We start from the raw sequence: 14,625 nt of genomic DNA on the forward strand, positions 1-14,625 counted from the left end.
TGGGGGTGGAAGTGCAGTAATGCATGGAGCTGACCAGTACTAATCGGTCGAGGGCTTATCCAAAATGCAAGTTTTGAGTCGCGTGCGTTTCGTTTCGAATCTAGTTTTCAAGGAGCAATCCTTGTACAACGTTAAGATTGTCTTTGGAGAGATACCCAAGTGGCTATAAGGGGACCCTCTGCTAAGGGGTTAGGCTGAGTAATCGGTGCGAGGGTTCGAATCCCTCTCTCTCCGCCATCTTTACCTAAGGATGGACAAGCAATCAAAACATGTATAATATGGCGGTGTAGCTCAGCTGGCTAGAGCGTACGGTTCATACCCGTAAGGTCGGGGGTTCGATCCCCTCCGCCGCTACCATATTACCCAGGAGGCTTAGCTCAGCTGGGAGAGCATCTGCCTTACAAGCAGAGGGTCGGGGGTTCGATCCCCTCAGCCTCCACCATATACGCCGGTGTAGCTCAACTGGTAGAGCAACTGACTTGTAATCAGTAGGTTGGGGGTTCAAGTCCTCTCGCCGGCACCATTAATGCCTGGAACCGTGGTGTAGTTGGCCTAACATGCCTGCCTGTCACGCAGGAGATCGCGGGTTCGAATCCCGTCGGTTCCGCCATTAATCTAAAATTAAATATGGCTCGGTAGCTCAGTCGGTAGAGCAGAGGACTGAAAATCCTCGTGTCGGCGGTTCGATTCCGTCCCGAGCCACCTTTAATCCTTGGAGGATTAGCGAAGTGGCCAAACGCATCAGACTGTAAATCTGCTCCCGTACGGGTTCGGTGGTTCGAATCCATCATCCTCCACCAGTTTTATGAGTCATTAGCTCAGTTGGTAGAGCACCTGACTTTTAATCAGGGTGTCGAAGGTTCGAATCCTTCATGACTCATCTTAAATAAAGAGTGATCGATCATTAATATGATCGATCACTCTTTTTGTTTACACTGATATATTGAATATAGTGGATACAGAGCAGCAAACATCAAGATATGATAAAATGATGATAAAAATAAAGCAGAGTGGTGAAGTTCATTAGATGAAGCTCATACCTGATTTAAAACAGCAAATTGAAATTATTATAGGCACCACATTGGATGAATATGAAATTACGATGCATGAGTGGATACATTCCATTGATCATTTGATTGGCTTGGATGAAAATAAACCGCAGCATATTCTAAGTAGAACGGGTAAAGGTGAACGTGGTTCAGTAGAAAGTTCTTCAAGATCTCCTGATGTTCTGAGTTTACATCATGGTGAGCGCGTCTTTTTCAAAGTCGGCATAAATGATCAGGCGAGAACCGTTCTGTGCTGGGGATGTGATGCGGCATCTATTACAATGGAGACTCGGCGTCTAATTGAATTACTGATTCTTAATAAGTTTAGTACGAGTCAAAGCGATAATTCATCGCTATTCAAGAATGATACCGATAAACAATTATCCTCGCTGGGAATATGGCTTAAGGAGCAGATTAAAGATTACGATGCGGGCAGTTTCGATCCACTGCCTGATTCGTTTGCTTCTATTGCAGGATTTCAGGAGGAGAAAGTTCTTTTTCTGTTACAGGGTGAGACTCCGGATTCTCAGCGTGTTGAATCTAAAGTTTTGAATAAGTTGCTTGAAAGTTATTTTGGTGAAGACATCACACTAATCCCACTGGGAGAGCAAGAATGGCTCTTCATGGGAGACGAAGAAATTGTTACCGGTGAGGCCGATGAAGATACAGCGGAGGCGAGAAAAGAATCACTCAATGCTTTTTGTATGGGACTGTATGAGCTTGTGGCCAGTGAGTTCGCCGGTGTTTTCCACTTGTCAGCTTCGCTACCGTGTATTCCCAAAGAGGCGTTGCTTCAGGTGACTTTCCTTCTTCAGGAAAGTTTGGAGCTTGGTCGCTCTTTCCATGTTACACAGCATATCCACCTTCCTTGGAATCTACAACTAGAGCAATTGGTGGCTAGTATTTCTGAGCAACAGCGAGTGCGTTTTATCCGGGAAACGGGAAAGGATACGACTCTCTTTAATGACAGCGAGACATTGGCAACATTGGAGACCTTCTTCAGTTTAGACTGTAACGTTAGCGAGACAGCAAAGCGTTTGTTTATACATCGTAATACGCTGGTGTACCGTCTGGATAAGATTAAACAGGAGATTGGTTACGATGTAAGACACTTTAAAAGTGCGATCGTTGTGCAACTTTTACTTCTGATGTACAAAGTGACGAAAAAGGCTTAATATTTTTGTGCAGTTTGCGAATAGTCAGATAACCAAGCGATAGGGTATTATAAAACTACAAATTGAATTCGATTACAAAATGATCTCTGAGGAGGCAACAATCATGGCAGGAGTACGTTTAGAGCATATTTTCAAAAAATACCCGGGTTCTGATAAAGCAACTGTAGTTGATATTAACCTGGACATTAAAGACAAAGAGTTTCTGGTACTGGTAGGTCCGTCCGGTTGTGGTAAATCAACAACACTGCGTATGATCGCAGGCCTTGAGGAAATTTCTGAAGGTAAACTCTATATCGGTGACCGTGTCGTGAATGATGTTGCACCTAAAGACCGCGATATCGCGATGGTATTCCAATCCTATGCCTTGTATCCGCATATGAGCGTATATCAAAACATGGCATTCGGTTTGAAATTGCGTAAGGTTAAAAAAGACGAGATCGACAAACGTGTACGTGAAGCAGCTAAAATCCTCGATATCGAGCACTTGCTTGAGCGTAAGCCTAAAGCATTGTCCGGTGGTCAACGTCAACGTGTCGCCTTGGGACGTGCGATTGTCCGTGATCCACAAGTCTTCTTGATGGATGAGCCGCTCTCCAACTTGGATGCGAAACTCCGTGGACAAATGCGTGCAGAAATCACTAAGCTGGCTAAACGTTTGGAAACAACCGTTATCTACGTAACGCATGACCAGATCGAAGCAATGACGATGGGTGACCGGATCGTAGTTATGAAGGATGGTATCATCCAACAAGCAGCTTCTCCTGAAGAGCTGTACAACCACCCGGCGAACCTGTTCGTAGCTGGTTTCATCGGTTCCCCGACAATGAACTTCATCTCGGGTAAATTGGCTGAGCAAGGTGCTAGTCTTCACTTCGTAGCTCCTGGTGTGGATGTTGAAATCCCGCAAGGTAAAGCGCAAGTGCTGAAATCCAGAGGATATGTAGGCAAAGAAGTGATTCTGGGTGTTCGTCCAGAAGACATTCACGAAGAACCAGTATTCCTGGAAGCTTCCCCGAACTCTGTATTCTCTACTCACGTAGATGTAACAGAGAACCTGGGTCACGAAATGCTCCTTTACTTGAGCGGTGTAGGTAACGACACTACAATCGCACGTGTTGACGGACGTTCCAACACTCGTGATGGTTCCACAGTTAAAATGGCCATTGACATGAACAAAGTTCATATCTTTGATAAAGAATCCGAAGTTAACGTGCTTCTTCAAGACTAATCCTACTGAAAATCCTCAGTATCGATGGAATCTGGAAGTAACGCAATTATATAACGTAAATCGAGCCCCTTCCGTTTTCGCTGGAAGGGGCTTTTTTCAAAAATGCATGGGATGGTTCATCCGTTCGGATGAAACTATAGTGCAGATCGAGCAGGGAGTCTGTGATTGCAATCGATCTCAAATTCATTTAAGATTATTTGAAGGTCTGTCTTCAAAATGTTGCATATTGGAGTATTAAAGAGAGATATTTTACATGCGAAACGACCTGGTTATGAATCACGTTGTGAATACGCTAATAATGGAAAGAAACGATACACGAATGGGGTACATAGAGGCACAGCGAATGCTGAAAGGAAGAGACAAATGGCGAAAAAAGTGAAAGTATCCGAATTGGTACAGCAGTTTCAGATGGAAGTGGTGTCAGGGTCACAGGGGTTGAAAAGGTTTATCACGGTAGATGATCTTAACCGTCCTGGCCTGGAGATGGCTGGTTACTTTGAATATCATCCAAAAGAGCGGGTGCAACTGCTGGGAAGAACAGAGCTGGCTTTTTTTGCAATGTTGCCTGAACATGAGCGCCGTGAACGTATGCAGCGTCTATGCACAGAGGAAACACCTTGTATTGTGGTTACACGTGGACTCGAAGTTCCTCAGGAACTGATCGATATCAGTGAAGAACAGAATCTGGCTGTGCTCCGCAGCAACATGGCGACAACGATTCTTTCCAGCCGTATTACGGGTTTCCTGGAAGGTAAGTTGGCGCCGACAGCTACCATTCACGGTGTATTGTGTGATGTGTATGGTGTAGGTATGCTAATCACTGGCAGTAGCGGTATTGGTAAAAGTGAAACTGCGCTTGAGCTTGTTAAACGCGGTCACCGTCTGATTGCCGATGATGCCGTTGAAATTCGCCAAACCTCCGATTTTCAACTCCACGGTACCGCACCGGAACTGATTCGTCACCTGCTTGAAATTCGGGGTGTCGGTATTATCAACGTCATGACTTTGTTTGGCGCGGGCGCTGTTCGTAATAATAAACGGATTACATTGGTTGTACGTCTTGAAGCATGGCAACAGGATAAACAGTATGATCGTCTGGGATTGGATGAAGAAACAACGCGTATTATTGATACCGATGTACCTTTGGTTACTATTCCGGTTCGTCCTGGACGAAACTTGGCTGTAATTATTGAAGTGGCGGGCATGAACTATCGCTTGAAACAGATGGGGCTTAATGCTGCACTCCAGTTCACGAACAAGCTGACAGCAACGATTTCGGAAGATATGGAAGATATGGACTAAGGTGGGCTAAGGAAAGTTACCCCGATCAGCTGAATGGCTGGGTAAGGGCAACATTAGGCATCAAGCTATAAATATAAAGATTTAAGTTTTTATGATTTATGGCATCCGGAGCCTGCACACCTTCAAACAGGAAGGTTGATCGCAGGCTCCACACGGTCATGCTTACCGCTGTGAATTGATTGATAGGAGTGTGAATGAATGGATACATTATTACTGTTGAACCCGATTGCGTTCTCTATTGGCGCTTTAAAGGTTCACTGGTATGGGCTTATCTTGGGTACTGCGGCGCTCTTAGGGTTGTTGCTTGTTATTCGGGAGGGCAAGCGATTTAATATTCCGCAAGAAGTGTTTATGGATATGGTTTTGCTAGGTGTGCCTTCTGCCATTATTGGAGCCCGAATCTACTACGTGGCTTTTAAGTGGGAAGATTATAAGGACAACCTGTGGGACGTTTTTAAAATATGGAATGGCGGTATTGCGATCTATGGCGCACTGATTGGTGCTATTATATGTGCAGTTATTTTCTTCCGTCGTAAAGGATATAACTTCTGGCGTATGGCCGACATTTGTGCACCTGGACTGATTGTTGGACAGATGATTGGACGCTGGGGTAACTTTGTAAATCAGGAGGCGTATGGCGGTCCTGTAGAGGAATCATTTTTAAGAGACAAGTTGCACCTGCCCGATTTTATTGTGAATCAAATGAACGTGGAGGGTGTATTCCATCATCCGGCTTTTTTGTATGAATCGGTATGGAGTTTTGCAGGGCTGATCCTGTTGCTGGTGCTTCGTCGTCAGAAGTTCATGCGTGCAGGCGAGATGTTTATGTCCTATTTCATCTGGTATTCCATCGGACGATTCTTTATTGAGGCTTTACGTACCGATAGTCTGGCATTCCAGGCTCCGGAATGGATTGCTTCATTCGTGAACGGACTATGGTCTCCAATGACTGCACTCGGCTTCGAACAAGGTTATTTAGATCCAGCGTACGGTAATGTACGAATTTCACAACTGCTTGCGATTGGCATTATTGTTGCTGCTGTTGTGTTTATTATCGTGAGAAGAGTGACGGGCAAAGCAAGTGCACATTATAGTGATCCGATTGTCCCGTCGAAAGTGGCTGCAGATGATATTGGACATTCGGAAACAGTAGCTGTTGAAGAGGATAAGGTAACAACGGCACCAAATCAGGCTCAAGATGATCCGAAGCAAGTCGAAGATAAAAAGGAGTAATGCAACGTGATTAACACGGTACTGTTCGATCTGGATGGAACGATTATTGATACCAATGAGCTGATTATCAACTCATTCCTGCATGTGATGGAAAGTTGGGATCATGCTTCCCCATGGACAAGGGAACAGATTATCCCGCATATGGGAGGCACATTGGAGCAACAAATGCGGACCTTTTCAGGTCAGGAAGAGGTATCGGAGTACGTCAAAGGGTATCGTGCCTATAATGATATCCACCATGAAGCAATGGTCAGGCCTTTTCCACACGTGATCGAGGTGGTTGAGGCTTTGGATCAGGCAGGGATTACGCTGGGTGTGGTGACGACCAAAATTCGCCCTTCTACATTAAAGGTGCTGGAGCGCTTTGATTTGCTTAAATATATGAAGTCCATTGTGACTGTGACGGATGTAACTCATCCCAAACCTCATGCGGAACCGGTGCAAAAAGCGATGGCGGAACTGGGATCCAATCCAGCTCACACACTGATGATAGGGGACAGTCCTGTCGATATTCAATCGGCGCAAAATGCGGGTGCTCTCTCTGCTGGTGTGGCCTGGTCGCTTAAAGGGGAGCAGGTACTGAGTGGGTATAAGCCAGATTACATGTTGCATGATATGAGGGATTTGCTGGATGTAGTCCTTAAGGGAACGGGCCGTTCATGAGAAAAGTAACCCGCTATCCGGTAGAAAGTCAAAATGCACTTTGGCATATCTACAAGACAGTGAGCCCATGGAAGGGCGTTCGTAATTTTATCTGGATTCAATTGTCACGGTACTGCCCTGTTTTGCCTCTCAAAAACTGGATTTATCGACGAATGCTCGGTATGAAGGTGGGGGAGCATACAGCTTTTGGTCTGATGGTAATGGTGGATGTATTCTTTCCGGAGAAAATAACGATTGGTGAAAATTCAGTGATTGGTTACAATACCACGATTCTGGCTCACGAGTATCTCATTAAAGAGTACAGACTTGGTGATGTCATTATCGGAGATAATGTGCTGATCGGAGCGAATACGACGATCCTGCCTGGGGTAACGATCGGGAACGGTGCCGTAGTTGCTGCGGGGGCAGTAGTTCATAAGGATGTTGCTCCAGGAGCCTTTGTCGGAGGCAATCCTTTGCGTGATTTGTCACGTTCGGCAGAATCGACGGAAGAAAAGGCGTTCAAAACGGAGGAACCTTCTCAGCGAAAGTTACATTAAGCGCGGGATTATCATGTTTGTAAGTGAACTAATGCATGGAGGAAAGAGCTGCTGAGGGGCAGCTTTTTTCGTATACAAAACTTGAATTGAAGCAAACGGTGACGAACCATAATAGATAGTCAGGGCAGGTTTACCTAGTCCAGGTAGTAATCAAGAGCAATCATGGTCTAAGTTTGTTGACGATTCAGTACATCCATGTTATCATATCCCATATCCTTTAGTTTGTTAGCACTTTACCATGTGAAAGTATTTAGGGTAAGGGTGACAATAATTCTAATAGAAGAAACGGGTTATTAATGTAAAAGGTGGAGCCTTCGTTAAACTAGAGGACATGTAGCTTTGCTGTAAATTAGGGTAACTAACATAGAACGGGGATTTGTCATACATAAATCCTTTTGAGATAGAGCGTTAAAGACGATAGAGACGACAATTCAAATTATGTCATCGTATTGTAGCAGATGTGAAAATATTATAGTGCAACTGTATATAACAATCCAAATTCATGACTCGGGGTGAATCATTTATATGTCCAAACCAAAAGGCTTTGAAAAACCAACTGGCTTCCGTGACTATACACCGCATGTGGTGTCCAAGCTACGTAAAATTGAACGAAACGTACTGGAGTGCATGGAGCGCTGGGGTTATCGTCAGATTATAACGCCAACGATTGAGTATTACGACACAGTAGGGGTGGCTAGCTCTACTTCGGATCGCAAATTGTTTAAATTGCTGAACAGCCGGGGAACGACACTGGTTCTGCGTTCTGATCTGACAGCTCCGATTGCGCGTGTAGTATCATCGATGCTCAAAGATGAAGCTTTGCCGCTACGTCTGTCCTATCATGCGAATGTATTTCGTTCCATTGAAGAGGAAGCCGGACGGGAGGCTGAATTTTTCCAAACAGGTGTTGAACTTGTAGGGGACGATTCCCCTGAGGCGGACGCTGAAGTGGTTGCACTTGCAATTGCCTCGTTGCAGGCAGCGGGTGTATCTTCTTTTAAAATAGCAATGGGCCATATGGGTTTTCTGAATGGACTGCTGGAAGAAGTGATTCCGGGTCAGACGGCTGAGCAGGAGCAATTAAAGGAAGGGCTTTTAGGACGTGATTATGTGGGCTACCGTCAGTCCATTGAAGCCTTGAACCTCGAACCCAAGCAGAAACAACAGCTTGAAGCCATTTTGCGTCTGCGTGGCGGGAAAGAAATATGCACCCATGCGAGCGAACTTAGCTCAAGTGCTGAAGCTGCACAATCTATTGCACATCTGTGTGCAGTGTTTGAAGTATTGGAGGCCTATGGTGTCTCCGAGCATGTGCTGATTGATCTGACGATGATCGGGGATTTCTCCTATTACACAGGCATGACATTTGAAGGTTACGCGGCAGAGCTGGGATCACCTGTATGTAGCGGCGGAAGATATGACAATCTGTTGCAGCAGTTCGGGCGAGCTCTTCCGGCTACAGGATTTGCGTTAAAAACAAATCGGATTATTGATGGTGTTCATGGTGTTACTATTGAAGAGACGAAACCGGTACGTATTGAATATAGCCCGGATCGCCGTGCTGAGGCATTGACCGAAGCAGCGAGATTACGCAGTTTGGGTCAAAATGTAGTTACATCGCTTCTTGCTAATGAAAAGGCAGAGTCGAAACATGGAACATATGAAACGACTGCGGATCAGGTTGAACAGGTCATCATCTATGGATCGAAAAAGGGAGGAAACTGAGATGTCGGATATTCTGAAGGTGGCGATGCCTAAGGGCCGCATCTATAAAAAGGCCTCCAAATTATTTCGTGAGGCAGGTCTGGACATTCCGGAGGACGTGGACGATACACGCAAACTGGTGATTGAAGTGCCAGAAGCCGGGATGGAATTCATTATGGCCAAACCTGTGGATGTGCCAACCTACGTGGAGTATGGTGTTGCCGATATCGGCATTGTCGGGAAAGACGTGTTGCTTGAAGAGGATCGTGATGTGTATGAACTGCTGAATCTGGGCATTGCCCAGTGCCGTATGTCGGTTATCGGGTTACCGGACTGGAAGGCGGGTATCCAGCAACGAGTGGCGACCAAATACCCACGAATCGCTTCCCAGTACTTCCGTGAGCAAGGCCAACAGGTTGAGGTAATTAAGCTGAACGGATCAATTGAGCTTGCGCCTCTAATCGGACTGGCTGATCGGATCGTCGATCTGGTGGAGACCGGGCAGACGTTGCGTGAGAACGGACTCGTGGAAATGACAGAAATTCTGAATATCACCAGTCGTCTGATTGCGAATCGGGTGAGCTACCGGATGAAAAATGCACGTATTCAGGCGCTGTGTGATGCACTTCAATCGGTTATTCCAAGTGGGAATGAGGTTTCTGCGGGAAGAGCGAGAAGATAGAGGATAGATAGGAAGTCCATTGACTATAGACAAGAGAAGCAGATAGGCGAGGAGGTTGTACGGATGAAGATTGTATCAGCACGGGACTTTGACTTGAAACGGGAAGTGGAGTATGGTACACCGGAGCAAAATGAATCGGTACGGCGAATTGTCGCAGATATTCGCCGGGAAGGTGATGCGGCCCTGCTGCGTTACACGGAGCAGCTGGACCGTACGACGCTGACGGCTGCGCAGCTGCGCGTGCCGCAGGAGGAGCTCCAGGCAGCGTATGCAGCCGTTGAGCCATCTTTTGTGACGGCGATTCGCCAAGCCGCCGTCAATATTCGTGCGTTTCATGAGAAGCAGAAACGCAATTCGTGGATGGACTGGCAGCCGGATGGCAGTCTGCTCGGCCAGATTATTCGGCCGCTGAAGCGAGTCGGGGTGTATGTCCCTGGAGGGAAAGCAGCGTATCCATCGTCGGTGCTGATGAATGTCATTCCGGCACAGGTCGCAGGCGTGCCGGAAATTGTGCTTGTCACACCGCCGTCGACGAACGGGGGTGAGGGCATTAACCCGTACATTCTCGTGGCTGCCGCGGAAGCGGGCGTGAACGAGATGTACCGGGTTGGCGGCGCCCAGGCGATCGCCGCCCTCGCTTACGGCACGGAGAGCATTGCCCCGGTCGACAAGATCTGTGGACCGGGTAATATCTACGTGGCGCTCGCGAAGCGCGAGGTATATGGGGCGGTCGATATCGACAGTATCGCCGGGCCAAGCGAGATTGTGGTGCTCGCCGATGACACGGCGAACCCGGTGTATGTCGCCGCGGACTTGTTGTCGCAGGCGGAGCACGACGAGATGGCATCGGCCATTCTCGTCACGAGTTCGGCCACGCTGGCGGAAGCGGTGCAGGCCGAGGTGAAGCGGCAGCTGGATGTGCTGCCGCGGCGTGATATCGCGTCTGCTTCCGTGGAGCAGCATGGTGCGATTATTGTGGTCCATTCCATCGACGAGGGAATCGATGTCGTGAACCGGCTTGCACCGGAGCATCTGGAGATCATGGTGCAGGAGCCTATGGCTTACGCTGGCCGGATCGAGAATGCCGGTGCCATCTTCCTCGGGCCGTATAGCTCTGAACCGGTGGGCGATTATTTCGCCGGACCGAATCATATTATTCCGACCAATGGAACGGCCCGGTTTAGCTCACCTGTAGATGTGGATGATTTTATCAAAAAATCGAGTCTGATTTATTATAGTAAAGAAGCATTGTTGCAGAACGGAGCGGCCATTATCGAATTAGCCCGTCATGAGGGGCTCGAAGGACACGCTCGTGCAATCGCTGTACGTTTAGAACAGGAAGGAAAGGCGGAATCGGACAATGGATAATCAGAATAAGAGTGCAGGACAGGGTGGAGAGCTTCAAAATAATAGTGCAGTTCGCCAAGCGGATGTCGACCGCAAAACGAACGAAACCAATATTCAGCTGTCATTCAACGTAGATGGCTCAGGACAATCGAATATTGAAACGGATGTACCGTTTCTGAACCATATGCTCGATCTGTTCACAAAACATGGACAGTTTGACCTAAACGTACAGGCTCGCGGAGATATCGATATTGATGATCACCACACGGTTGAAGACATCGGCATTTGTCTGGGACAGACGCTTTATCAGGCGCTCGGCGACAAACGTGGTATTAAGCGGTATGCGAGCGTGTTTGTACCGATGGATGAAGCGCTCGCACAAGTTATCATTGATGTGAGTAACCGTCCGCACTTTGAATATCGGGCCGAGTACCCGTCACAACAAGTAGGCAGCTTTTCTACAGAGCTTGTGCATGAATTTCTGTGGAAATTGGCGCTCGAAGCGCGGATTACGTTGCATGTCATCGTACACTACGGTCAGAACACACACCACATGATCGAAGCGGTCTTCAAAGCTCTCGGACGTGCGCTGGATGAAGCAACGATGATTGATCCACGAGTAACCGGAGTGCCCTCCACGAAGGGAGTGCTGTAGACGATGGCGATTGCAATTGTCGATTACGGTATGGGGAACCTGCACAGCGTCGGCAAAGCGGTCGAACGTCTTGGCTATGAAGCGCTGGTCACGGGTGAGCGGGAAGCTATTCTTGGTGCGGATGGTGTTATTTTGCCGGGGGTTGGTGCTTTTGGCGACGCGATGGTGCATTTGCGGGAGACGGGTTTGGATGTAGTCGTTAAAGAAGCGGCTGCTGGAACGAAACCGCTCCTTGGCATTTGTCTGGGCATGCAACTATTGTTCAGCTCCAGTGAGGAGCATGGTGAGCATGAAGGACTGGACATTTTACCGGGAAAAGTAGTGCGCTTCGCACCAAGTGAGCTGAAGGTTCCTCATATGGGATGGAACCGTTTGGAATTTCTACATCCTGAAAATCCACTCTTGGCCGGCCTGGATGCAGGGCATGTTTATTTTGTACACTCGTATCATGCACTTACCGAAAATAAGGGTGATCTGCTCGCTGTTACGGATTACGGACATCCCGTTACAGCCATTGTGGGTAGAGGTTCGAACTTTGGCATGCAGTTCCATCCCGAGAAGAGCGGTGAGCTTGGCATGAAACTGCTGGGCAACTTCCTGTCTTTGACGAGCTCAGTAGTTTAACATCAATATAAGCCTTATCGCGTATCAAGGTTATTCCAGTAAGCTGTATGTACTGTTATACTCATCTAAAACAAAATCAGTTATAAATATATTCAACTTGAAGCTACATGAAAGTTGAATCGAATTTCAATCGAATCCACACTCAGGAGGACTTGTATGTCATCTTTTATCTTATATCCCGCGATCGATATCCGGGACGGCAAATGTGTAAGACTGGTGCAGGGTGATTATAATCAAGAAACGGTGTACAACGATGACCCGGTTCAGGTTGCGCTTAATTGGGAGAAGCAAGGCGGTACATACGTTCATCTGGTGGATCTGGATGGTGCCAAAGCAGGATACCCGGTTAACGATGAGTTGATAGGACGCATTGCATCCGCAGTGAGTGTACCTGTGCAGGTTGGGGGCGGGCTTCGTACAGTCACTGACGTTGAACGTTTATTGGGACTGGGTGTTAGCCGATTGATTATCGGGACAGCGGCGATTGAGGATCGTGCTTTTACGGAAGAAGTACTGGGACGTTACGGAGATAAAGTAGCGATCGGTATCGATGCGCGGGGCGGATATGTTGCCACTCGTGGCTGGCTTGAAACCTCCGAGGTACAGGCTGAAGTGCTGGCGAAGGAGCTTGCTGCTTATGGAGCGGAAACGTTTATCTTTACGGACATTTCCCGTGACGGTATGATGCAAGGGCCTAATGTTGAGGCGATTGTGTCTCTTGCCAAAGCAAGCGGACGGACAGTTATTGCTTCTGGCGGTGTCAGTGTCATGGATGATTTGCTTCGCTTGAGTCGTCATACAGATGACGGTGTTGGCGGAGCCATTGTAGGTAAAGCTCTGTATACGGGAAGTATTGATCTGGCTGAAGCAGTGCGTTTGGTTAACAAGTAACGGATAATCGGGTAGAGAGGAAGAAACAGTATGCTGGCAAAAAGAATCATTCCCTGTCTGGACGTGAAGGACGGCCGGGTCGTTAAAGGCGTGAACTTCGTCAATCTCCGCGATGCGGGTGATCCGGTAGAGCTGGCGGCACTGTACGACCGCGAAGGCGCGGACGAACTTGTATTTCTCGATATCTCCGCATCGGTGGAGGGCCGTGAAACGATGGAGGAAGTCGTAAGACAGACGGCAGGCGAAATTGCCATTCCGTTTACGGTAGGTGGCGGGATCTCCAAAGTGGAGGACATGAAGCGTATTTTGCGTGCAGGAGCGGACAAAATTGCGGTAAATACAGCGGCGGTACTTAATCCACAGATTATTGCGGATGGCGCACGCCGCTTTGGCTCGCAATGTATCGTGGTTGCTATTGATGCCAAGTATAACGAGGCGTGGGGTGAGTGGGAAGTCTACACCCACGGCGGACGGAAAGCATCTGGCATCAAAGCACTGGAGTGGGTTAAACAGGCCGAAGAACTGGGTGCAGGAGAAATTCTGTTAACCAGTATGGATGCAGACGGTACAAAAGACGGTTTTGATCTGAAGCTGACCGCTGCCGTTTCGGAATCGGTGAGCATTCCTGTAATTGCATCAGGCGGTGCAGGCAAAGAATCGCACTTCTATGATGTATTCACAACAGGCAAAGCGGACGCAGGTCTGGCTGCAACCATTTTCCACTATAAAGAAATTGCCGTACCGGCATTAAAACAACAATTACGAGAGCAAGGGGTGGAAATCCGTGACTAAAGTGAGCGATGAAATCAAGGAGCAACTCTCCTTGGAGCAGGTTGTGGAGCATATTCGCTGGGATGAAGGATTAGTTCCTGCCATTGTGCAGGATGTGGATAGCCGTGAAGTGTTAATGATGGCTTATATGAACCGTGAATCCCTCAAGCTATCACTTGAATCCGGTGAGACATGGTTCTGGTCACGTTCACGTCAGGAGTTGTGGAATAAAGGAGCAACTTCAGGCAATGTACAGAAGATCGTTTCTTTGAAATATGACTGCGACGGCGATACACTGCTAGTTGAAGTTAAACCGAAGGGGCCGGCTTGCCATACAGGTGCAGTGACTTGTTTCCATAATGAAATTATCGGGTTGTCCGCTAGTGAAACAGAACAAGACAACAAAGAAGAAGCGGGAAGCACTGCAAACTCCAGCGCGACCTCTTCATCTAATGCGGAAAGCCGCTTCGAGGTTCTGGCTGAACTGGAATCCGTCATTGCTGAGCGTGAGCGCGAACGTCCAGAAGGTGCGTATACCACGTATCTCTTCGACAAAGGTGTCGATAAAATCTTGAAAAAAATCGGTGAGGAAGCCTCCGAGACGATTATTGCCGCGAAAAATAAAGACAATGACGAGCTTCGTCTTGAAGTCAGTGACTTGATGTATCACTTGCTCGTATTGCTCCAAGAGCGCAAGCTGCCGCTGGATGACATCATGTCGGAATTGAGCCGCCGTCACGAACGGCCACGCCGCGATTAGGA

The 14,625-nt window shown here is 47.7% G+C and carries 14 protein-coding genes and 8 tRNA genes; all 22 read left to right on the forward strand.

Going from position 1 to position 14,625, the window contains the following annotated elements:
* The first annotated feature begins 145 nt into the window (after positions 1-145).
* The 22 genes from FS818_RS25320 to hisIE all read left to right on the forward strand — a co-directional run bounded on the left by FS818_RS25320 (position 146) and on the right by hisIE (position 14,623).
* Positions 146-237 (forward strand) — tRNA-Ser (locus FS818_RS25320).
* A 43-nt stretch (positions 238-280) separates the two neighbouring features.
* Positions 281-357 (forward strand) — tRNA-Met (locus FS818_RS25325).
* A 9-nt stretch (positions 358-366) separates the two neighbouring features.
* A tRNA-Val gene (locus FS818_RS25330) sits at positions 367-442 on the forward strand.
* A 5-nt stretch (positions 443-447) separates the two neighbouring features.
* Positions 448-523: transfer RNA gene (locus tag FS818_RS25335), tRNA-Thr, on the forward strand.
* 9 nt (positions 524-532) lie between these two features.
* Positions 533-610 (forward strand) — tRNA-Asp (locus tag FS818_RS25340).
* Between the two features lie 19 nt (positions 611-629).
* Positions 630-702: transfer RNA gene (locus FS818_RS25345), tRNA-Phe, on the forward strand.
* A 12-nt stretch (positions 703-714) separates the two neighbouring features.
* Positions 715-800 (forward strand) — tRNA-Tyr (locus FS818_RS25350).
* 7 nt (positions 801-807) lie between these two features.
* Positions 808-880, forward strand: a tRNA-Lys gene (locus tag FS818_RS25355).
* A 147-nt stretch (positions 881-1,027) separates the two neighbouring features.
* Positions 1,028-2,224 (forward strand): PucR family transcriptional regulator, encoded by a 1,197-nt coding sequence (locus FS818_RS25360; RefSeq protein ID WP_145335889.1) that lies wholly within the window; start codon positions 1,028-1,030, stop codon positions 2,222-2,224.
* Between the two features lie 103 nt (positions 2,225-2,327).
* Positions 2,328-3,452 (forward strand): ABC transporter ATP-binding protein, encoded by a 1,125-nt coding sequence (locus FS818_RS25365; protein WP_090924764.1) that lies wholly within the window; start codon positions 2,328-2,330, stop codon positions 3,450-3,452.
* Positions 3,453-3,815: 363 nt separating this feature from the next.
* Complete coding sequence (gene hprK / locus FS818_RS25370; RefSeq protein WP_090924765.1) at positions 3,816-4,754, forward strand: HPr(Ser) kinase/phosphatase; 939 nt, start codon at positions 3,816-3,818, stop codon at positions 4,752-4,754.
* A 198-nt stretch (positions 4,755-4,952) separates the two neighbouring features.
* A complete protein-coding gene (lgt, locus tag FS818_RS25375; protein ID WP_145335891.1) occupies positions 4,953-5,987 on the forward strand; it encodes a prolipoprotein diacylglyceryl transferase in 1,035 nt (344 codons plus the stop codon).
* A 6-nt stretch (positions 5,988-5,993) separates the two neighbouring features.
* Positions 5,994-6,650, forward strand: a complete 657-nt coding sequence (gene ppaX, locus FS818_RS25380; protein WP_145335893.1) for a pyrophosphatase PpaX — start codon at positions 5,994-5,996, stop codon at positions 6,648-6,650.
* Positions 6,647-7,189 carry an acyltransferase gene (locus tag FS818_RS25385; protein WP_145335895.1) on the forward strand — a complete coding sequence of 181 codons (543 nt, stop codon included), beginning with the start codon at positions 6,647-6,649 and terminating at the stop codon, positions 7,187-7,189. The genes ppaX and FS818_RS25385 overlap by 4 nt, the downstream gene beginning before the upstream one ends.
* A 525-nt stretch (positions 7,190-7,714) precedes the next feature.
* Positions 7,715-8,914 (forward strand): ATP phosphoribosyltransferase regulatory subunit, encoded by a 1,200-nt coding sequence (locus FS818_RS25390; protein WP_145335897.1) that lies wholly within the window; start codon positions 7,715-7,717, stop codon positions 8,912-8,914.
* Position 8,915: 1 nt separating this feature from the next.
* The gene (gene hisG / locus FS818_RS25395) at positions 8,916-9,575 is read left to right on the forward strand and encodes an ATP phosphoribosyltransferase (protein ID WP_145335899.1); all 660 of its coding nucleotides are present in this window, start codon (positions 8,916-8,918) and stop codon (positions 9,573-9,575) included.
* A gap of 63 nt (positions 9,576-9,638) precedes the next feature.
* Complete coding sequence (gene hisD, locus FS818_RS25400; RefSeq protein WP_145335901.1) at positions 9,639-10,943, forward strand: histidinol dehydrogenase; 1,305 nt, start codon at positions 9,639-9,641, stop codon at positions 10,941-10,943.
* Positions 10,936-11,577, forward strand: a complete 642-nt coding sequence (gene hisB, locus FS818_RS25405) for an imidazoleglycerol-phosphate dehydratase HisB (protein ID WP_145335903.1) — start codon at positions 10,936-10,938, stop codon at positions 11,575-11,577. The genes hisD and hisB overlap by 8 nt, the downstream gene beginning before the upstream one ends.
* Before the next feature lie 3 nt (positions 11,578-11,580).
* Complete coding sequence (gene hisH, locus FS818_RS25410; RefSeq protein ID WP_145335904.1) at positions 11,581-12,201, forward strand: imidazole glycerol phosphate synthase subunit HisH; 621 nt, start codon at positions 11,581-11,583, stop codon at positions 12,199-12,201.
* 156 nt (positions 12,202-12,357) lie between these two features.
* Positions 12,358-13,092, forward strand: coding sequence for a 1-(5-phosphoribosyl)-5-[(5-phosphoribosylamino)methylideneamino]imidazole-4-carboxamide isomerase (hisA, locus tag FS818_RS25415; protein ID WP_090924774.1), 735 nt, complete (start codon positions 12,358-12,360; stop codon positions 13,090-13,092).
* Between the two features lie 30 nt (positions 13,093-13,122).
* The gene (gene hisF / locus FS818_RS25420) at positions 13,123-13,884 is read left to right on the forward strand and encodes an imidazole glycerol phosphate synthase subunit HisF (RefSeq protein WP_090924775.1); all 762 of its coding nucleotides are present in this window, start codon (positions 13,123-13,125) and stop codon (positions 13,882-13,884) included.
* Positions 13,877-14,623 carry a bifunctional phosphoribosyl-AMP cyclohydrolase/phosphoribosyl-ATP diphosphatase HisIE gene (hisIE, locus tag FS818_RS25425; protein WP_397351817.1) on the forward strand — a complete coding sequence of 249 codons (747 nt, stop codon included), beginning with the start codon at positions 13,877-13,879 and terminating at the stop codon, positions 14,621-14,623. The genes hisF and hisIE overlap by 8 nt, the downstream gene beginning before the upstream one ends.
* Positions 14,624-14,625 lie beyond the last annotated feature (2 nt).

The organism is Paenibacillus xylanexedens (genome assembly GCF_007680605.1).
Classification (GTDB): domain Bacteria; phylum Bacillota; class Bacilli; order Paenibacillales; family Paenibacillaceae; genus Paenibacillus; species Paenibacillus xylanexedens_B.